The 21791-nt window shown below is 64.8% G+C and carries 7 protein-coding genes; 3 read left to right on the top strand and 4 right to left on the bottom strand.

The window, feature by feature from the left end:
• Window positions 1-13 precede the first annotated feature (13 nt).
• Genes WIN67_RS21295 through WIN67_RS21305 form a run of 3 tightly spaced genes read left to right on the top strand, consistent with a single transcriptional unit; the run spans window position 14 to window position 4705 of the window.
• A complete protein-coding gene (locus tag WIN67_RS21295; RefSeq protein ID WP_339070018.1) occupies window positions 14-2605 on the top strand; it encodes a fimbria/pilus outer membrane usher protein in 2592 nt (863 codons plus the stop codon).
• 11 nt (window positions 2606-2616) lie between these two features.
• Window positions 2617-3966, top strand: a complete 1350-nt coding sequence (locus WIN67_RS21300) for a fimbrial protein (protein WP_339070019.1) — start codon at window positions 2617-2619, stop codon at window positions 3964-3966.
• Window positions 3956-4705 carry a molecular chaperone gene (locus WIN67_RS21305; RefSeq protein ID WP_339070020.1) on the top strand — a complete coding sequence of 250 codons (750 nt, stop codon included), beginning with the start codon at window positions 3956-3958 and terminating at the stop codon, window positions 4703-4705. The genes WIN67_RS21300 and WIN67_RS21305 overlap by 11 nt, the downstream gene beginning before the upstream one ends.
• A gap of 46 nt (window positions 4706-4751) precedes the next feature.
• On the opposite strand, the gene WIN67_RS21310 is transcribed toward WIN67_RS21305, so the two are convergent.
• The 4 genes from WIN67_RS21310 to WIN67_RS21325 form a co-directional block, all read right to left on the bottom strand.
• Window positions 4752-5108 (bottom strand): DUF6124 family protein, encoded by a 357-nt coding sequence (locus WIN67_RS21310; protein ID WP_339070021.1) that lies wholly within the window; start codon window positions 5106-5108, stop codon window positions 4752-4754.
• A 1042-nt stretch (window positions 5109-6150) separates the two neighbouring features.
• Window positions 6151-7200 (bottom strand): hypothetical protein, encoded by a 1050-nt coding sequence (locus WIN67_RS21315; RefSeq protein ID WP_339070022.1) that lies wholly within the window; start codon window positions 7198-7200, stop codon window positions 6151-6153.
• 119 nt (window positions 7201-7319) lie between these two features.
• Window positions 7320-8357, bottom strand: coding sequence for a hypothetical protein (locus WIN67_RS21320; protein ID WP_339070023.1), 1038 nt, complete (start codon window positions 8355-8357; stop codon window positions 7320-7322).
• 141 nt (window positions 8358-8498) lie between these two features.
• Window positions 8499-21515: a non-ribosomal peptide synthetase gene (locus tag WIN67_RS21325; RefSeq protein ID WP_339070024.1), complete on the bottom strand. Its 13017-nt coding sequence runs from the start codon at window positions 21513-21515 to the stop codon at window positions 8499-8501.
• Window positions 21516-21791: the final 276 nt, after the last annotated feature.

A 21791-nucleotide genomic window follows, 5' to 3' on the forward strand; every position in this document is an offset into this window, starting at 1 on the left:
CAGAGGTAGGCACGTGGCGGCATTGCTGGTGGCTTGCTGCCTGCCTACCACGGCGTGGTGCGATGAACAGCAAGCGCCATCGAACTACAGTTTCGATGACGACCTGACCCTCGGCCGACGGGCCAAAGCCAATCTCTCGCGCTTCAACCGGGCCAACGCCATTCAGCCTGGGCGTTATCAGGTCGACATCTACCTGAACAACAACTTCGTTGCGCGTTCGGTGGTGGACTTTCAATCGCTCAACGATGCCGACGTCTCGCCGTGCCTGAGCGATCAGTTTCTCCTCGATGCCGGGATCAAGCCCGATAGCCTGAATGGCCACAGCAACGCAAAGACCTCCCTTGAGGTGCTGCCAACAGTAGCCACGGCACAGGCCACGCAACCCAACTGCGCGCCGCTGTCCCAACGCCTGAACGGCGTCGTCGAAAGCCGTTTCGACTTTTCACGCTTGCGCCTGGACCTCTCGATTGCCCAGAGCCTGCTGACCCAAATCCCACGCAACCACGTCTCCCCCAGTGAGTGGGACGCTGGCAACAGCATGGCGTTCTTCAACTACAACACCAACTACTACCACTCCAGCTATTCCAGCAGCATGGCCAGCGCCGACACCGCCTACCTGGGTCTCAATTCGGGGATCAACCTGGGGCTCTGGCGCCTGCGTCAACAGTCCAATGTGCGGTACAGCAACAGCGGTGCCCCGCAGACGCAATGGAACAACATACGCACCTACGTACAACGCGCCATTCCACCCATCGACAGCGAGCTGACTCTGGGCGAAAGCTTCACCAACGGTGACCTGTTCGCCAGCATGGCGTTTCGCGGGATGCAGCTGGGCACCGACGACCGCATGAAAGCCGAATCCCTGCGCGGTTATGCCCCCCAGGTAAGGGGCATCGCCGCCACCAACGCACGGGTGCTGGTCAAGCAGAATGGCCGCACCATCTACGAAACCAACGTCGCTCCGGGGGCCTTCATCATTGACGACCTCTATGGCACCAGCTACCAGGGCGACCTGGAGATCGAGGTGATCGAGGCCGACGGGCGCGTCTCGACCTTTACCGTGCCTTTTACCGCCGTCCCGGACTCCATGCGCCCTGGCGTCTCGCGGTACGACATAACCCTGGGCCAGGCTCGCAACATCGGCGACAACGATCTGTTCGCGGATTTCACCTATCAACGCGGTCTCAACAACATCTTGACACTCAACAGTGGCGTGCGAATCGCGGACGATTACATGGCCCTGCTGGGAGGTGGGGTTATCGCCACGGCCTACGGTGCCTTTGGCCTCAACAGCACTTTCTCCACTGCACGCGTAGAGAACGATCAGCGCAGCTCCGGATGGCGCCTGCAAAGCACTTACAGCAAAACCTTCCAGCCCACCTCAACCACCGTATCGCTGGCCGGTTACCGCTATTCCACCGAGGGCTATCGCGACCTCAGCGATGTGATCGGCGTGCGTCAAAGCCTCAGGAACAACGAAACCTGGACCTCCGGCAGCTACCAGCAACGCACCCAACTGACAGCCAATATCAACCAGTCGCTGGGACGATTCGGCCAACTCTACGTCTCGGGCTCCACCAGCGACTATTACAACAACAGCAGTCGGGATACCCAACTGCAACTGGGCTACTCCAACAGCTGGCGAAAACTGAGCTACAACCTCTCGGTCAGTCGCCAGGAGTCCAAGCAGATCATGCTGATCAACGATGACCAGCAATCCCAGAGCACCTACACCCGCAACACCAGTAGCAAGACCAACACCATGATGCTCAGCCTGTCGATGCCACTGGGTTCAAGCCCGCGCTCGCCCAGCCTGTTCAGCTCGGTCAGCAACAACTCGACGAACGGCAACACTTATCAGTCCAGTATCAGTGGCACCCTGGACGAGGCGCAGAACCTCAGCTACGGCGTGGACGCTTCACGCAACGACAGCGAACAGGTCACCTACTGGGGCGGCAGTCTGCAACAACGTCGCCCGCTGGCCAGCATCGGCGGCAACTTCTCCAAGGGTAAGAACTACTGGCAGGCCAGCGCCAACGCCCGAGGCTCGGCGGTCCTGCACAGCGAAGGCCTGACGCTAGGGCCTTACCTCAGCGACACCTTCGGCCTGATCGAAGCCAAGGGTGCCAATGGCGCCGAAGTGCGCAACGGCCAGGGAGCAACCATCAACACGGACGGCTATGCCCTGGTTCCCTCTTTGAGCGCCTACCGCTACAACGACATCGGCCTCAACTCCAACGGCATCAACCACAACGCCGAATTGCAAGACAATCAGCGCCGCGTGGCGCCTTATGCTGGCGCCGCAGTCAAGGTGCAGTTTCGCACCCTGGTCGGCCAGGCTCTGCTGATCAAGGTGGCCCACCCCAACGGTGATCCCTTGCCGCTGGGCGCCAACGTCATGGACGAGCAAGGCAATGTCATCGGCATGGTCGGCCAGGCCAGCCAGATCTACGCCCGCGTGGCAGGCGACCAAGGCTACCTGCAGGTCAAGGACGAAGACACGGGCGAAGATTGCCACATCCCCTACGACCTCCACGGGAGCACCCCCGACCAAGCCTTGAGCCGCCTTAACGCCATCTGCCTGCCAGGCCTCCCAGTTGATTGAAAGGTACGCTTATGCACCTCCCCGCTAACCGCAAGATCCACCGCCGCGCCCTGCACTGGAAGCTGTGCGCACTCTTGATTCTGGGGCTGAGTCAAGCCTCTCACGCGAAGTGCTACAGAGTGGATAAGGTGGGCACCTCAAACACCGTCCAGAACAATGAAATCCGTCCAGGTGAGGGAACAGCTCGCGCGATCAACTCATGCGATACCTGTAACGGGTCCATGGGCCTGCCCAGCGTGATTAACGTCACCAGCGCGGACTTCCAGCTGCCGGGCACCCTGCTTGCCTCAGGCACAGCCTCCTTCATGGAATATGGCAACAACGTGGCGGATAGCCCGGACACGGTTTTCTTTCGCTGCGAGATTCAAGATGCCGCCAGTCTTTTCGAGATGTACTCGACCAACGGCGACAACAATTACAGCGGCCACCAGGATTATCAGTACGGCACCACTATCGGCGTGACCGCCGGCTATGCCACCTACTGGAAGGACGTGATCAGCCGCATCACCAACCTGGAAACAGGCGAGTATTTCACCCACATCTGGAAGGCTCGCCGCCTGACAGGCCTGGACAGAGACTCCCGTGGTTTCCTGCTGGTCAAGGCCAAGAATATGAGCCGGATACGCACCGAACTGTTTCGTGTCGCGGTGCCCAATGGGATTGGGGCCACGACCCTGGGGACCTATACTTACAAGCAACCCAATGCCTACATCGCCTTCTCGGGGCCCGGCATCAGTGGGCCGGTAGCGGGTACCAACCACCTCACTGAGCATCCGGGCTGGGCCGCTTACTGGCCAGGCACCATTGGTATGTACGGCAGAGTCAGCATCACCCGTTCTTCAACCTGCAGTGTGATAAACGTCACCCCCGTGGTGAACTTTCCGAGTATCTCGATCACCGAACTCAATGCCGGCCAGGTGCTGTCGCTGCCCTTCACTCTCCAGTTCAAGTGCGAAGCCGCGATCGTTTCCGGAGTCAGCAACGGCACCATGGCCATGGGCTTCTTACCCTCTCCCTGGAGCCTGACCGCCGCTGAAGTCCTGTGGTTGCACAACCCTGACGGCAGCCTTAACTACCTGCTGTCCGACCGCTACTTTGATAGCGACATTGCCTCGGGCGTGGGCATCCGCATCATACGCAACGGCAAGATCATCAACCTGCTGAGCAGCGAGCAGACCATGAGCGGCAACGCGGGTGGCTGGTATCCAGCCGTGGGGCCTAGGTCGACGTTGCTGGGCAGCCAATCGGGTATCAATTATTACTCGGAAGTCTTTACTGCGATCTTGCACAAACTGAGTTCCGAGACGGTAACGGCGGGACGAGTGGAAGCGACCGCGCAGGTGATTATTCGTGTCCAGTAAGGCAATGCGTCACCCGTTGCTCCTCGCCCTTTGCCTGCTAGGGCCCGTCGGCGTCGCCTGCGCCGGGGTCACGGCGGAAAAAACCCGCGTGGTGTTTTCCGCAAAAAACTCCGAAGCCTCATTGCAAGTGCTGAACCAGAACAGCTACCCCGTGGTAGTGCAAACCTGGGTCGATGACGGCGAAATGAGTTCGACACCGGATACAACCCAGGCGCCGATCATCCCGCTGCCGGCGATTTTCCGCATGGAGCCGGGTGAACAACGCAATCTGCGGTTGATCTACAGTGGCGAGGCACTGCCCAAGGACCGCGAATCGTTGTTCTGGCTCAACCTCTATGAAATCCCCCCGCGCTCCAACGCCCCCCAGTCGCCTGACGCCACGCGCCTCACCATAACCCTGCGCACGCAGATGAAAGTGCTGTTTCGTCCAGTGCAGCTGCAAAGCGCCCCGCACACCATCAACCAACAGTTGCAGTTCACCCTGCAAAACACTGCAAGTACGCCCACGTTGCGCATCGACAACCCAACGCCCTACTTCGCCACGCTGAGTACGATCAAGGTGAAAATCGGCGCCACCGATCTGGCCGTACAAGACGGCATGATCGCGCCTTTCGCCCAACAGACACTGCCGTTCAAGCAGCCTGGCAGCATCCACAGCGAGGCCGGCGCACAGGTCGAGTTCACCCGCGTAGACGACGAGGGCAACTTGATCCCCGGCACCGCCAAACTGATGCAGTGAATGCCTGACACCCTGAGTGGCTGGGGCCGCCACAGCGGCCCGAGCATCACGGGCTGCGGCGCCCGTCGAGCAAGGCCTCCACCACCGCGCGGGCCATCTCCACCGAATGCACCATGGACCAGATCAGCCCGCGCTCCAGGCCGCTGCCCTGCTGGGTGATTTCATCGCAGACCTCTTCGGCGCATTTGAGCAGCAGCGCCACATGCACCAGGGCTTCTTCGGCGCTAACGCCTTCGCGCACGCTGAACAGCGAGTCGGGGGAAACGGGGTTGGCTTGGGTCGTGAGCTGGAACAGCGCGGGGTCCAGCGGTTGCCGGGCCAGGGCCACGCGTAGGGTGGCGTTGGCTTCCTTGAGGGCGGGATCGCGATAGGACGTGGGGGGATCGGGGACGAGCTTTTTCATGGTCAAACTCCTGGTAATGACAAGGAGCTGACACCGTTCGCTTGCACACGAATAAGGTGGCAGCCGTACGCGGGTGTGCAAGACCGAGTTACCAGAACCCCGGCAGATCCGAAGATCTCCCGCGCACGGCCGCCATAACACGGCGAACATGAAATCGCTCAGGCATGACTGAGCGCTTATGCGTCTGGTAACAGTCGGACTTGCACATCCGAGCCATCGATTGGGCGATGGCTCCGGAACCCTAGCCCGCCCACCAGGCGCATTCAAGCGGCCCGCAGTTTCTCGGATTTGCCTTACAAAAGAAAGCGACTAAACGCCATCCCAGCGACCTTCCAGCCCGTTTCCGAAACCACCTTGCCCCAATCGGCATTGGCCTGTGGACCTATGGCCCTGCGGACCTGTAGCCGCTGCTGAGCCTTGGCGAAGCTGCGAAAAGGTCCGCAGGACCTTGCTTGACGATCTCCCGTCAAAGACCGCTGGCGGCCTTGAAATCGCCGCGTCTGCTGCGCAGCCGTACGCAGCCTGCGGCAGCGGCTACAGGGTCGCCAGGGGGTACTGTAGCCGCTGTCGAGCCTTGGCGAGGCTGCGAAAAGGTCCGCAGGACCTTGCTTGGCGATCTCCCGTCAAAGACCTGAGGCGGCCGTGAAATCGCCGCGTCTGCTGCGCAGCCGTACGCAGCCTGCGGCAGCGGCTACAGGGTCGCCAGGGGGTACTGTAGCCGCTGTCGAGCCTTGGCGAGGCTGCGAAAAGGTCCGCAGGACCTTGCTTGGCGATCTCCCGTCAAAGACCTGAGGCGGCCTTGAAATCGCCGCGTCTGCTGCGCAGCCGTTCGCAGCCTGCGGCAGCGGCTACAGGGTCGCCAGGGGGTACTGTAGCCGCTGTCGAGCCTTGGCGAGGCTGCGAAAAGGTCCGCAGGACCTTGCTTGGCGATCTCCCGTCAAAGACCTGAGGCGGCCTTGAAATCGCCGCGTCTGCTGCGCAGCCGTTCGCAGCCTGCGGCAGCGGCTACAAAAAAGCGATTGGCATCAGCCGCAAGCATGACTCAGCGGTATTCTTCCGGCGCCTCGCGTTCGAGGATTTCCTCCAGGTCGCTCAGGTCACCGCGCTCCTTGAGAATGCCGCTGACCTGGTCGATCCACACCTGCTCTGAAGCAATCCCCGCCCAGGACTGGCTGCCGAAGCCGTGATACGGCCGGTCGTCGAAGGTGCTGATCAGCAACTGGTTGAAGCGTCCGGTGTCGAGTTTGTTGCGCTGGACCTGCATTTGCAGCGCCCCTAGCACTTTCTGCTGTTCTTGCGGGTTGGGGCGATAGCGGTAGAGCCGCGGCGAGCCGAGCACCAGGAACTCTGGTGGCAGGTTTTCATCGATGGCCGCCTGCAGGCGGTAATGACCATCGAGAATCAGGTGACAGTTCAGGCCGCTGACGTACCACAGCAGAATCGGCGGCAAGCTGCCTTCGCGGGCTTTCTTGCGCCACCACTTCAAGCGCCCGGAATACGGGTCCACGGCATGCAGGCCGACCACCGCCCCGCCGCCCTCGCCCAACTCGACCCAGCGCGCCGCGCCGGGCTCTTGGTTGTCGAGGATGTTGCGGCCGTAGATCGCCCACTGCGGCATATGGCTCTGGGCGTCTTCGCCGCCCTTGAAGTACCAGACATCAATGCCCTCCAGCAGCGGCCGCAGCGGCTTCTGCGATGCCGGGCGCAGGGCCCGCACCAGCCAGTAGCCGGGGTAGAAGAAGTCCGGCTGGTGCTGCATCAGTTGCTCGACGAAGAAGCGGCTCCAGGCCTTGAGGCGCAGGGCCGGGTCGAGGCGCGCCTGTTGCTCGACCTGAGGCGAGTCGATGGGGCCGACCAGGGTTTGCGGCAGTTGCTCCGGCAGATGATTGCGCACCAGCCACACGCCATACAGGCAGCGGGACATGGTGCCCCAGAGCAGGGTCTGGTCGCCGAGCACCAACTGCATACGGCAGTTGTTGCCACTGAGCAGGCACAGGTTGGGCTTGCCGCTGGCCGGGCGTTTGAGGTCTACGCCGAGGCCGTTCCACTGGCCGGCCAAATCCTCGATGTCACGCCAGAAAATCTGTTCCACGATTGTCCCTAATCCTTGATCAATGACCGGCCCTGCGGCAGGCGGGCGCGAATATAGCAGATGTCTGGAGGACACTTTCGCCTGTAGGAGCTGGCTTGCCAGCGAAGGCGGCCAGCGCTTTACCCATCGCGCGCAATGACCGCGTCCACCTCATCCGCCAGCCCCTGCCCGCTCAAGCACTGACGCACTTCGTCGCACCACTGCGCCTCTGGCTCATGGCTGGCCCAGGCCTGGGTGGCGCTGCGGTACTGCGGCCGGTCATCGAAGGCCTGGATCAACACCCGGTTGAGGTTATCGGTGCTCAGGGCCTGGTTGCGCGGCACCGCGTCGCCGCGCTTGCGCAACGAGTCCATGACCCGTTGCTGGTGCTCGGGGCTGGGCGCGAAGTCGCGCACGCGGGTGGCGCTGAGGACGATGAACGCCGGCGCAAGATTTTCCGCCAGGGCCGCCTGCAGACGGTAATGGCCGTCGATCACCACATAGGACGCCAGCCCGCCGACGTACCACAGCAGCACCGGCGGCAGGCTGCCTTCGCGAGCCTTTTTACGCCACCACTTCAAGCGCCCAGCCTCGGGGTCGACACGGTGCAGGCCGATGAGCTTGCCGCCGCCGTGCCACCAGTCGATCCACTCCAGGGTCTGGGGTTGCAGGTTGTCGAGAAAATCCTCGCCGTACAGCCGCCAGTTGGGCACGTGGGTCAGGGCATCTTCGCGGGAGCTGAAGCGCCAGTTGTCCAGGCCGCGCGCGGTGCTCTCAGGCTCCGGCAGCAGGCCCTGGGCCAGCCAGAAACCGGGGGTGAGGAAGTGCCGGGCGCTTTCACTGAGATGGCTGACGAAATAGCGGCTCCAGGCCTTGATCCGCCGCTCGGGCGCCAGCGCCGCGTGCTGCTCCACCGTGGGTGAGTCGATGGGTGCCAGCAACCGGCATTCGGCGCCCTCGGCCAACGGGTTGCGCACCAGCCAGACGCCGCCGTGGTCGCGGGCCAGGGTGGCCCAGAACAACGGCATGTCGTGGTGCATCAGCTTGATCCGGGCATTGGCGCCGGTGCGCAGGTACAGCGGCGGTTTGTCCGTGGCACCCGGCTGCACGTCGACACCCAGGCCACTCCAGTTGCCCAACGTATCTTCGATGTCGTGCCAGTAAAGCGGCTCTGCCATGGTTCCGGTCCTTGAATGAAAACGCCCGGCGCAGGTGCTTGGACCTGGGCCGGGCGCGATCATAGCAGAGGGTCCAAGGGCCTATGTACCGTCAACCCGACTCCTGAAGGAGCTGGCTTGCCAGCGAAGCCGACACCTGGGTTACAAGCCCTCCAACTCAGCCATCAGATCACTCAGCCGGTCGACCTTCTCCTCGCTGATCTCGCTCCCGGCCAAGCCGTCGATGTACGCGGCCAACTCCTGCACCGTGCTGCATTCGAACATGGCCCGCAGCGGTACGTTGCGTTGCAGGGTCTTCTGTACCCGCGAGGCAATCTGCGTGGCCAGCAAGGAATGCCCGCCCAATTCGAAGAAGTTGTCGCGCACGCCCACCCGTTCGACCTTGAGCACCTCGGCCCAGATATCGGCCAGGGTTTGCTCCAGCTCACTGCTCGGGGCTTGATAGTCCTGGCTCTGCAACTGGCCGATCTCCAGGGCCGGCAGGGCCTTGCGATCGAGCTTGCCGTTGGCATTGAGGGGCAAGCGCTGCAGCCACAGCCAGTGCAGCGGCACCATGTATTCCGGCAGCTCGGCGCGCAGGCGCGGTTTGATCCGCTCCAGGCATTCGCTCGGGCTCAGGCTTGAGTCACTGGCCACCAGGTAGCCCACCAGATGCTTGCCGTTGACCCCTTCCTGCACCCCCACGGCGGCATCGCGCAGTTCCGGCTGTTCGTGCAGGCGCGCTTCGATTTCCCCCAGTTCGATACGGTAGCCACGGATCTTCACCTGATGGTCGATCCGGCCGACGTATTCCAGTACGCCGTCGCTGCGCCGGCGTGCCAGGTCGCCAGTGCGGTACAGGCGTTCGCCCGCCCCACCGAACGGATGGGGCACGAAGGCCAGCGCGGTACGCAACGGGTCGCTGACGTAGCCACGGCCGACCCCGGTGCCCGCTACGCACAGCTCGCCGACGGCGCCCAGGGGCACCAGCTCCAGGGCTTCGTCCATCAGGTACAGCTGGTTGTTGTCGGTGGGCGTACCGATGGGCAGGTAGGCGCCCCGGGTCGAAGCCAGGTCCACCCGGAAGAAGGCCACGTCATCGGAGCATTCCGCCGGACCGTAGGCGTTCACCAAACCGATCTGTGGATAACGCAGCAGCCATTGGTGCGCCAACTCCGGTGGCATGGCCTCGCCGGTGGGCAGCATCCAGCGCAGGCCATCCAGGGCGATGGCGTCCTGGGCCAGCATGCCCTGGATCAGCGACGGCACGCTCTCCAGCACCGTGATGCCCTGCTCCTCGACATGGGCCAAGAGGCCCTGGGGATCGTGAGCGATGGTGTTGGGCACAATGTCGACCCGGGCACCGAACAGAGGCGCGGCAAGGAACTGCCAGACCGAAATATCGAAGCTCTGGGACGCCGTCTGGGCGATCACGTCAGCCTCGCTTAAGTGCAGGTACGGCACCTTGCTCAGTTGGTTGTTGAGCATGCCGCGCTGCTCCACCATCACGCCCTTGGGCAGGCCGGTGGAACCGGAGGTGTAGATCACGTAGGCCAGGTTGTCCGGCGCGCTGTAACGGCCCGGGTTGCTCTCGGCATGCCCGGCGGCTTGCAGCTCTTCCCAGACCAGCAGCCGCGGACGCCCGGCACAGGCGAACTCGTCCAGCAGGGCCTGGGCCTGTTCACGGCAGGCCGCGCTGCAGACCAGGATCGGCGTGCGACTGAGCTCGATGATGCGGCCCAGGCGCTGGCTTGGCAGGCCCGGGTCCAGGGGCAGGTAGCCGGCCCCGGCCTTGAAGCTGCCGATGATCATGCCCAAGAGTTCCAGGCCGCGCTCGGCCAGCAAGGCCACCGGCTGATCAAAGCCCACGCCGTTGGCGATCAAGGCATGACCCAAGCGGTTGCTGTAGCGGTTCAACTCGGCGTAGCTGTAGCGCCGGTCCAGGCAACTGGCGGCAATGCGTTGTGGATGGGCCGCCACCTGGGCTTCAAACAGCTCCACGTAGCTGCGTTCCAGCGGGTACTCATGCTGGCTCTGGTTGCAGCCGGCCAGCAGGAAGTCCTGCTCCTCTTCACCCAGCAGCGGCAGTTCGGCCATGTCGCCATGGAAGCCCTGCATCAGGGCCAGCAGCAGGCGCTTGAACTCGCCGAGCAGGCGCTCGATGGTCGCCTGTTCGAAGTAGCGCTGGTCGTAGGACAGGTGCAGGCCCAGGTCATCCCCCGGGTAGCACACGGCGGTGATCGGGAAGTTGGTGTGGGTACGGCCGGAATCCGAACTGGCGTTCAAACTCTGGGCGCGGTCCAGCACCGAGACTTCCACCGGGGCGTTTTCGAACACGAACAGGCTGTCGAACAGCGGCTGGCCCTTGGGCAGTTCGCTGGTTTCCTGGATCGCCACCAGCGGCAGGTACTCGTATTCACGCAGCTGCATGTTGCGGTCGAGCAAGCCGCTGAGCCACTGGCGCACGCTGCAGCGCTCCCCCTCCTCGGGCAGCTTGACCCGCAGGGCGATGCTGTTGATGAACAGGCCGACGGTGCGTTGCATCTCCGGCATGTCCACCGGGCGCCCGGCCACGGTAACGCCGAACAATACGTCGCGATCGCCGCTCATGCGCCGCAGCACCAGGGCCCAGGCCGCCTGGGCGAAGGTGTTGACGGTCAGCTGATGCTGCTGCGCCAGCTCGCGCAGTTGCGCGCCGTCCCGGGCATCCAGGCGGGTGTAGCAGTCGCCGACGATCATGCCGCCGCTGTCACCGGCGTGTTCCCGCAGGAATGGCCGGTCGCTGGGGATCGGCGTGGTGCGTTCAAAGCCTTCAAGGTTCTGCCGCCACCACTGCCGCGCCTCGGACAGGCTCTGGTGTTGCAACCAGCCGATGTAGTCGCGGTAACGCGGTGGCACCGCCAGCTGTGCCTCGCGGCCTTCACCGAGGGCGGTGTAGATCTCGAAGAAGTCGTTCATCAGCAGCGAGCGGCACCAGGCATCGATGAGGATGTGGTGGTTGCTCATCATGAACCAGTAACGGGCCGCGCCGACGCGGATCAGCCGCAGATGGAACGGCGCCTGATTGAGCAGATCGAAACCGGCCTCGCGCTCCTGTTTATGCAGGGCTTGCAGCTTGGGTTCCTGCTCGGCTTCGGGCACCGCGCTCCAGTCGAGGAACTCGATCGGGGTGCGGCCCGGCTTGTGGATAACCTGCAGCATGTCTTCGCCGACATTCCAGCAAAAAGACGCGCGCAAGGCTTCGTGGCGCGCCACCACCGCCTGCCAGGCCTGAGCGAAACGCTCGGGGTCCAGTTCGCTGTTGATGCGGTAGCGATCCTGCATGTAATACAAGCCGGTGCCCGGCTCCAGCAGGGTGTGCAGCAGCATGCCTTCCTGCATCGGGGTTAGCGGGTAGACGTCTTCGATCTGCACAGCCGGCACCGGCAGGCCATCGAGCTGGGCCTGGGTCAGGCGCGCCAGGGGGAAGTCCGACGGCGTCAGGCCACCGGCATCGTCGCGCAGGCAATGGGCAATCAGACTCTGCAGCTCGCCCAGGTAGGCGTCCGCCAGTTCGCCGATCAACTCGGCGTCGAAACGTTCGCCGCTGTAAGTCCAGCGCAGCACCAGCTCGCCGCCATAGACCTGGCTGTCGATGCTCAGCTCGTTGGGCAACGGTGCTTCAGGTGCATGGGTCGGACCGACGGATTCATCCAGCGGACGCAGCAATGCGTCGGCGCCGAAGCTCTGGTCGAACTGGCCCAGGTAGTTGAAGGTCACCGGCGCCAGCGGCAGCGCCGCCAAAGCCTCGCGGCAGGCGTCATCGGCCAGGTAGCGCAGCACGCCATAGCCCAGGCCCTTGTGCGGCACGGCCCGCAGTTGTTCCTTGATGGCCTTGATCGAGGCGCCCTGCCCGGCCGCTTCTTCCACTTGCAACGGGGTCAGGCGCAGCGGATAGGCGCTGGTGAACCAGCCGACGCTACGAGTCAGGTCGATCTCGTCGAACAGCGCCTCGCGGCCGTGGCCTTCCAGTTGCACCAGGGCCGAAGGCTGCCCGCTCCAGCGGCACAGCACCCGGGCCAGGGCGGTCAGCAGCAGGTCGTTGACCTGGGTGCGGTAGGCCGCCGGGGCCTGTTGCAACAGCTGGCGGGTGCGCTCGGCATCCAGGGTCACACTGTGGCTGCGGGCCTGCTGATGCTGCTGGCTACCGGCGGCATTCAAGCCCGGCAGTTGCGCGGCGGGGCCGGCCAGTTGCTGCTGCCACCAGCCGAGTTCTTCACGCAGGGATTCGCTACCGGCATAGGCCTGCAGGCGGCTCGACCAGTCCCGCAGGGCGCTGGTCTTGGCCGGCAGGTTCAGAGCCTGCCCGGCTTCCAGCTGACGATAGGCGTTCTGCAAATCCTCCAGCAGCACGCGCCAGGACACACCGTCCACCACCAGGTGGTGGATGGCCAACAACAAGCGTTGCTCGCCTTCCGGCCCGTCCACCAACACCGCTCGCAGCAGCGGTCCGTGTTCCAGATCGAGGCTGCGTTGAGCGTCGGCGAACAGCGCCTCGCAGGTGGCCATGGACGGCACCCGCACTTGCCACAGCACCGGCGCGTCGGACAGCGGCAGGTACTCGGCGCGCCACTGACCGTCCGCTTGAGAGAAACGCAGGCGCAGGGCGTCGTGCTGCTCCAGCACCGCCAGCAGCGCTTGCTCCAGCCGTTGAGCATCGAGCACGCCCAGCGGCTCCAGCAGCAGCGCCTGGTTCCAGTGCTGCGGCTGGGGAATGCGGCTGTCAAAGAACCAGTGCTGGATCGGCGTCAGCGGCGCTTCGCCACTGAGCTGGCCCTGCTCGGCACTGACGCGCTGAGTGTGGCTGGCGACCCGGGCCAGGGTCTGCACGGTCTGGTGCTGGAACAGATCCCGCGGGGTGAAGTGAATCCCCAACTGGCGGGCACGGCTGACCACCTGGATCGACAGGATCGAGTCGCCCCCCAGTTCGAAGAAATTGTCGTTGAGGCCCACTTGCTGCACGTTCAGCACTTCGCCCCAGACCTTGGCCAGGGTCTGCTCCAGATCATTGCTCGGCGCCACGTACTGCTGGCGGTTGAGCTCTGGGTCCGGCATCGGCAGGGCCCGGCGGTCGAGCTTGCCGTTGGCGGTCAACGGCATGCTCTCCAGCAGGATCAGGTGGGTCGGCACCATGTAGTCCGGCAGCTGGGTTTTCAGCTGCTGCTTGAGGGCTTCACGCAGGTTGGCCTGCTGCGCCTCATTGTGCCCGGCCACCTCGGTCACCAGATAAGCGGCCAGCTGTTTGCCGGCCGGGGTGTCCAGGGCCAGCACCACCGCTTCGCGCACCGCCGGATGATCCAGCAGACGGGTTTCGATCTCCCCCAGCTCGATGCGGAAACCGCGAATCTTCACCTGATGGTCGACCCGGCCGATGTACTCCAGCTGGCCATCGGCGCACTGGCGCACGAGGTCCCCGGTGCGGTACAGGCGCCCGCCATCGCTGGCAAACGGATCGGCCACGAAACGCTCGGCGCTCATCCCCGGGCGACGGTGATAACCCTGGGCCAGGCCGGCGCCGCCGACATACAGCTCACCGGTCGCCCCTTGGGGCACCAGCGCCAGATCGGCATCGAGAATGTAAGCCACCCGCGCCCCGACGATGCTGCCGATGGGCACGCTGGCCACGCCTTCGGCCAAGTGCTCCGGCGCCAGGCTGGCCAGGGGCATGACCACGGTTTCGGTGGGGCCGTAGGCGTTGAAGAACAGGCTCGGCTGGAACGCCGCGCGAATGCGCTGCAAGTGTTCGCCGGTCAGGGCCTCGCCGCCGGTGATGCACATGCGCACCGGCAGGGTCTGCTGCTGGGTGGCCAGATGCTGGGCCAACTGGCTGCCGTAGCTCGGGGTGAAACCAAGGATGCTGATGCGATGCTGACGGATCAGTTGGCAGATTTCCTCGGCGTCCCACTGGCCTTGAGCCCGCAGTACCAACTGGGCGCCGCTGAGCAGCGGCACCAGCAGGCGCTCGGTGGCGGCGTCGAAGTTGATGGAATAGAAGTGCAGCTCGCAATCGTCCGCTCGCATGCCGAAGCGGCGGATCACCGCCTGGCAGTGCATGGCGATTTCCCCGTGGGACACCACCACGCCCTTGGGTTGGCCGGTGGAACCGGAGGTGTAGATCAGGTACGCCTGATGCTGGGGCAGGCTGATAAAGGGCAGTTCGCCGGCCGGGTAGTCGGCCAGTCGCGCGCCGTCTTCCTCCAGGCACCAACGACCGACACTCGCTGGCAACTCACCCAGGGCGGCGAACATCCGCGCATCGCTGAGGAGCAGGCCGATGCCGCTGTCTTCGATCATGTAGTGCAGGCGATCCAGGGGGTATTCCGGGTCCAGGGGCACGTAGGCGCCACCGGCCTTGAGGATCGCCAGCAGGCCGACGACCATGTCCAGGGAACGCTCCAGGGCCAGGCCAACCCGCACTTGCGGGCCCACGCCACGCTCACGAAGCATCCAGGCCAGGCGGTTGGCGCGGCTGTCCAGTTCGCTGTAGCTCAGGGTCTGCCCGGCGAAGGTCAGGGCCGGGGCGTCGCGACGGGCCAGGGCCTGTTCGCTGAACAGGTGGTGGATGCACTGGTCCAGACGGTGCTCGCCGGGCTCGACGCTCAGGCTGTCCAGCAGTTGCTGCTGTTCCTCGGCGTGCAGCAGCGGCAGTTCGCACAAGCGTCGTTGCGGATCGTCAATCAGGGCCTGCAGCAGGTTGCGCCAATGGGTGGCCATGCGCGCAATGCGCGGTTCATCGAACAGGTCGGTGCTGTAGGTCAGGCAGCAACCCAGACGCTGATCCAGGTCGGTGACTTCCAGGTTGAGGTCGAACTTGGTGGCCCGGGCATCGTTGACCAGGTAGTCCACGGTCATGCCCGCCAGTTGCCGGCTTTGCTGGAACTCCCAGCGCTGGACGTTGCACATCACCTGGAACAGCGGGTTGTAGGCGGTGCTGCGCGGCGGTTGCAAGGCTTCCACCAGCTGGTCGAAGGGCAGGTCCTGGTGGGACTGGCCCTCGATCACGGTGTGGCGCACCTGCTCCAGCAACTGGCCGACGCTCATCTGCCCGTCGAGCTGGCAACGCAGCACCTGGGTGTTGAGGAAGGCGCCGATCAGCCCTTCGCTTTCCGGGCGGATGCGGTTGGCCACCGGCGCGCCGATGCGCAGGTCGCTCTGGCCGCTGTAGCGATAGAGCAGCACCGACAACGCGGCGGTCATGGTCATGAACAGGGTCAGGCCGTGCTCGGCATTGAAGGCCCGCACCCGGGCCGCCAGCTCGTCGCTCAAATCGAAGCGGTAGAGCTCGCCCTGGTGGCTTTGCACCGCCGGGCGTGGCCGGTCGCTGGGCAGTTCCAGCAATGGGTGTTCGCGGCCCAGTTGCCCGGTCCAGTAGTCCAGCTGGCGCTGGCGCTCGCCGGATTCCAGCCACTGGCGCTGCCACACGCTGTAGTCCAGGTACTGCACCGGCAGCGGTTCCAGGGGCGATTCGCGGTCGTCGAGGAAGGCTTCGTACAGCGCGCCCAGCTCGCGGGCGAAAATGTCCATGGCCCAGCCTTCGGTGACGATGTGGTGCAGGGTCAGGACGAAGTAGTGCTCCTGCTCGCCGGCCTTGACCAGGCAGGCACGCAGCAAGGGGCCGGTCTCCAGGTCGAAGGGCTGGTGCGCTTCGCTGTCCGCCAGTTGTTGCAGGCGTTGTTGCCGGGCATCCGGAGCCAGGGCCGAGAAGTCCTTCCAGGCCATGCGCAGGCCGGTGTCGGCATGCACCTGCTGATGGGCCACGCCATTGACGCTGGGGAAGGTGGTGCGCAGGGTTTCGTGGCGCAGGATCAACGCCTGCAACGCGGCCTCGAAGCGCCCCACGTCCAGCACCCCGGACAGCCGCGCCATGCCGCCGACGTTGTAGGCCGGGCTGTCGGGCTCCATCTGCCAGAGGAACCACATGCGCTGCTGGGAGTAGGACAGCGGCACCGGCTGGCTGCGGTCGACCCGGGCAATCGGCGGCTGCTGGTTGCGCGCGCCGGACTGCTGGATCAGCAGCACCTGCTCGGCAAAGTCTCCCAGCTCGCTGGCTTCGAACAGCGCCCGCAGCGGCAGCTCGACATCGCAGGCCTGACGGGTACGGGAAATGATCTGGGTGGCCAGCAGCGAATGCCCGCCCAGGGCGAAGAAGTCGTCCTTGAGGCCGATCCGTGGCTGGCCCAGCACTTCGCGCCAGATGGCGGCGATCTGCCGTTCCAGATCGGTGCTCGGTTCGACGTGTTCGCGTACCTGCCATTGCGGTTCCGGCAGGGCCCGGCGATCGAGCTTGCCGCTGGGGCTCAGGGGCATGGCGTCCAGGCGCAGCAGTTGCGCCGGCACCATGTACTCCGGCAGTTCGGCGGCCAGGGCGGTTGTCAGCCGAGCGCGTTGCTCGGTTTCATCTTCGTCGCTGGCCTGGGCGGTGTAGTAGCCGATCAACTGCGGGCCGGCGACGGTGTCGCGCACCAGCACCGCGGCCTGGGCCACGCCATCCTGGGCCAGCAGCCGCGCTTCGATTTCCTGCGGCTCAACCCGAAAACCCCGCAGCTTGACCTGCTGGTCGAGGCGGCCGAGGTATTCCAGCACGCCGTCAGCGCACCAGCGCACGCGGTCACCGGTGCGGTACAGGCGCGCGCCCTCCTCACTCAGCGGGTCGACCACAAAGCGTTCGGCGGTCAGCGCCGGGCGTCCCAGATAACCCCGGGCCAGGCCCTGGCCGCTGATGCACAGCTCGCCGGGCACCCCCGCGGGCAGCAGGTTGAGCTCGGCATCCAGCACCCGACACAGCACATTGCCCAGCGGGCGGCCGATGGGCGAGCGCTCGCCGTCCTCCACCGAGCACTGCCAGTGGGTGACGTTGATCGCGGTTTCGGTAGGGCCGTAGCGGTTGTGCAGTTGCACGTTCGGCAACTGCTCCAACAGCCGGTTGCGCAGTTCGGCGGGCAAGGCTTCGCCACCGGAGAACACCCGGCGCAGGCTGTGGCATTCGGCGCTCAGTGGCTCATCGACGAACAGCTGCAACAGCGGCGGCACGAAGTGCAGCGTGGTGACGCCGTACTCCTGCACCAGCTGAGCGATACGATGCGGGTCGCGGTGCTCGCCGGGGGCGGCGAGCAGCAGGCGGCAGCCAGTGATCAGCGGCCAGAAGCACTCCCACACCGACACGTCGAAGCTGATGGGAGCCTTCTGCATCAGCACATCGTCGGCCTGCAATTGATAGCTGTCCTGCATCCATTGCAGGCGCTCCATCAGCGCGCGATGGGTGTTGCCGACGCCCTTGGGCTGGCCGGTGGAACCGGAGGTGTAGATCACGTAGGCCAGGTGGTCGCCGTCCAAGTGCAGGCCCGGAGCCTGGCTCGGCCAGCTGTCGAGCTTGAGGCTGTCCATGGCGATGGCGCTGACGCCTGGGGCCTCGGGCATCTGGCCGAGCAAATGGGTTTGGGTCAGCAGCAGTTGCACGCCGCTGTCTTCGAGCATGTAGGCCAGGCGCTCGGCGGGGTAGTCCGGGTCCAGGGGCACGTAGGCGCCACCGGCCTTGATGATCGCCAACAGGCCGATCAGCAGTTGCGGCGAACGCTCGGCGGCGATGGCCACGCACACGTCCGGGCCGACGCCCTTGTCCCGCAGGTAATGGGCCAGGCGGTTGGCCTGGGCATGGAGTTCGGCAAAGCTCAGTTGGCCGCCGCTCCAGATCAGCGCGGTGCGCTCCGGGGTCTGCTGCAGTTGTTCATGCAGGCGTTCCGGCAGCCAGCGTTCGGCGTTCGCGCAAGGCGCCACGCTCCATTGTTGCAGTTGCGCCGCTTCGACCTTGCCGAGCAACGGCAAGTCGCCCAGGGCGCTGTCCGGCTGCTGGCACGCATGCTCCAGCAGGCTGATGAAGTGCCCGGCCAGACGCTCGATGGTCGTCGCGTCGAACAGCTCGTCGGCGTAGTCGAAGGCCAGGCTCAGGCGGCCGTTGCGGTCTTCCTCGGTGTGCAGTTGCAGGTCGAACTTGGCCTCGCGGCTGTGCCACGGCAGCTCTTCGGCCAGCAGCCCCGGCAAGCGGCGCAAGGCGCTGAGGTCGCGCTGCTGGTGGTTGAACATGACCTGGAACAGGCCTTGCTCGCGGGCGTCGGGGAAGGCTTCGAGCAACTGTTCGAAGGGCAGGTCCTGATGCGCCTGGGCTTCAAGGGCGATGCGGCGGGTCTGCTGCAGCAACTCGGCGAAGGTCTGGCGCGCATCCAGCTGGCCGCGCAGTACCTGGGTGTTGATGAAGAAGCCCAGCAGGCCCTGGGTTTCCAGGCGTGGACGGTTGGCGTTGGGCACGCCGATGCGGATGTCCGTCTGCCCGCTGTAGCGGTGCAGCAGGGTCTGGAAGGTGGCCAGCAACAGCATGAACGGCGTCACTTGCTGGGCCTGGGCAGTCTGGCGGATCGCCTCACTGAGGGTCACGCTCAGACGCTGGCTGTGGCGCGCGGCGCTGTGGCGGACCTGGGCCGAACGCGGGTGGTCGGTGGCCAGGCTGAGTACCGGGGCCTCATCGGCCAGTTGCTGCTTCCAGTAGTCCAGCTGGCGCTGGCCTTCGCCCTGGGCCAGCCATTGGCGCTGCCAGCTGCCGTAGTCGGCGTACTGCAAGCTCAGGGGCGCCAGCTCCAGGCTCTGGCCCTGGGCCGCGGCGGCGTAGAGCCGGGAGAACTCGTCGATCAGCACATTCAGCGACCAGCCGTCGGCGATGATGTGGTGCAGGGTCAGCAGCAACTGGTGCTCTTCATCGTCCAGGCGCACCAGGGTCGCCCAGTACAGCGGGCCTTGCTCCAGGTCGAACTGGGTGCGGGCTTCGTCTTCGCGAATCTGCTGCGCCCGGGCTTCGCGTTCGGCCACAGGCAGGTCGCTGATGTCGATCACTTGCAGGTTGAATTCACCGGCGGCGTCCACCTGTTGCAGGGCCTGGCCGTCGCGCTCGAAGAACCGCGTGCGCAGCGCTTCGTGGCGCTGGAGCAGGTGCTGGAAGCTGGTGCGCAGGGCGTCTTCGTCCAGTTCGCCACGCAGGCGCAGGCCGCCGGGAATGTTGTAGGCGCTGCTGTGCGGGTCCAGTTGCCAGGTGATCCACAGGCGGTTCTGCGCCAGGGATTGGGGCAGCGGCTGCTGGCGCGACAGGGCCTGAATGCTGCCCTGGGCCACGCCGCCGTCCTGTTGCAGGCGCGCCACGGCGGCACTGAATTCACCCAGGGTCGGCGCTTCGAACAACAGGCGCAGGCTCAACTCCAGGCCCAGTTCCTGCCCCAGGCGGGCCATGACCTGGGTGGCCGCGATGGAGTTGCCCCCCAAGAGGAAGAAGTGATCGTCGGCGGCCACTGCCGCGCATTGCAGTTGCTCCTGCCAGATTCGCCCGATCAGGTTTTGCAGTTCATCGTCAGAACCTTCACCGACGCGGGCGGGTTCGCTGCCGGCCTGCGGGAACAGCGCGTAGTAATCCAGGCTGCCATCGGCCAACCGTGTGCGACAGGCGGAGCGCTGCAACTTGCCGCTGGAGGTTTTCGGCAGGGCCCCGGGGTTGAGCAATACCACCACGCTGGGCGCTTCCTGACAGGCTTCGGCCACGGCCTGGCGGATGGCCTTGATCAGCGCTTCGGGGGGCAGGATCTTCTGCACGCTGCGGCTGATTTCCGCAGCGATGCCGATGCCTTCCTGGCCCTGGTCGCTGACCGCAAACGCCGCCACCCGGCCCTTGCGCACCACTTCCACTTCGCGCTCGATGGTCTTTTCGATGTCCTGGGGGTACAGGTTGTGCCCGCGCACGATCAGCAGGTCTTTCAGGCGCCCGGTGATGAACAGCTCACCATCACGCATGAAACCCAGGTCGCCGGTGCGCAGCCAGGTGCGGCCGGCATGCTGGACGAAGGTCTTGGCGCTGGCTTCGGGATTGCGCCAGTAGCCGTGGGCAATGCTCGGCCCGGCGGCCCAGACTTCGCCGATGCGGTTGTCAGGCAGTTCGCTGAGCTGCTGTGGGTCCATCACCAGCACGGCGTGTTCCGGCTGGCTGAAGCCGCAACTCATCATGGCGCTGCCCTGCCCCGGCTCGGCACGGTTCTGCGCCAGGGCCTGGTCGTCCAGACGCAACGCCGGGATGCCGCGGCCGCGCACGCCGCCGGCGACGAACAGGGTGGCTTCGGCCAGGCCGTAGGAAGCCAGGAAGTTGTCGCGACAAAAACCGCTGGCGCCGAACTTCTCGGCAAAGCCTTCCAGGGTGTCGTGGCGGATCGGCTCGGAACCGGAATAGGCCACGCGCCAGCGGCTGAGGTCGAGGCGCTCCAGGGCCGATTCACTGACTCGCTCGCTGCACAGGCGGTAGGCGAAATCCGGGCCGCCGCTGATGGTGCCGCCGTATTCGCTGATCGCTTCCAGCCAGCGTACGGGGCGGGCCAGGAAGTAGGCCGGCGACATCAGCACACAGGGCACGCCGCTGAAGATCGGTTGCAGCAGGCCACCGATCAGGCCCATGTCGTGGTACAGCGGCAGCCAGCTGACAATCACGTCGTCCGGATTGAGATCAATGCCGAAACCGCGGCGGATCAACAGCTCGTTGGCCACCAGGTTGCCGTGGCTGACCTGCACGCCCTTGGGCAGCGCGGTGGAACCGGAGGTGTATTGCAGGAAGGCGATGTCGTGGTCCTCAAGCTCAACCGCCTGCCAGTCTTCGGCCAACCTGGCGTCCAGGGTGTCCACGCACAGCAGTTGCGGCGCGCCGGCGGCCTTGAGTTCGTCCATCTGCAACAGCGCATCGCGCAGCCCGGCGCTGGTCAGCAGCAGCCGTGGCTCGGCGTCGGCGAGGATCGAGATCAGGCGCTCCTGGTGATGACGACGGGTCGATTCCGGCGGGTAGGCCGGCACCGCGATCACCCCGGCATACAGGCAACCGAAAAATGCCGCGACGTAGTCCGGACCACTGGGGAACAGCAGGACCGCCCGATCCCCCTGCCGGGCATTGGCTTGCAGGGCGGCCGCAATGGTCCGCGCGCGAAGGTCCAGATCCCGATAACTGAGGACCACGCTCTGCGCCTGCTCTTCAGCGAGGAAACGCAACGCCACTTGATCAGGTGCCAGGACTGCCCGGCGTTGAAGGGCTTGGGCCAGGGTACTGGGGAGTTCGAACGCGTCCGTCATGGGGTTTCCTGCCAGGATTATGCTTGCAATGGAGATCGGGCCCTGCTCTGCCATAACCTAAAAAACTATCTATAAATCAAATAGTTATAAGTAAATCATGGGCATCCGGAAGGCGCCGTGGCCGGGCTTGCTGCCCGGAATCTTTCTCCAATGAGAACGGATGACGTCTTGAAATAATTAGTCCGCATGCTGCCCTTCAAGGCCCTGATCCACCCCATGAACGAGCAGCCGTTCTCAATCTTCACCGGCAGAGAGCATTAGTTCTTTTTCTCAATT

The sequence above is a fragment of the Pseudomonas idahonensis genome, assembly GCF_037903935.1.
Lineage (GTDB): Bacteria > Pseudomonadota > Gammaproteobacteria > Pseudomonadales > Pseudomonadaceae > Aquipseudomonas > Aquipseudomonas danubii.

Coding starts and splice junctions, on each gene's coding strand:
- WIN67_RS21300 (WP_339070019.1), top strand. CDS start 2,617: ATGCACCTCCCCGCTAACCGCAAGATCCACCGCCGCGCCCTGCACTGG.
- WIN67_RS21310 (WP_339070021.1), bottom strand. CDS start 5,108: ATGAAAAAGCTCGTCCCCGATCCCCCCACGTCCTATCGCGATCCCGCC.
- WIN67_RS21320 (WP_339070023.1), bottom strand. CDS start 8,357: ATGGCAGAGCCGCTTTACTGGCACGACATCGAAGATACGTTGGGCAAC.
- WIN67_RS21325 (WP_339070024.1), bottom strand. CDS start 21,515: ATGACGGACGCGTTCGAACTCCCCAGTACCCTGGCCCAAGCCCTTCAA.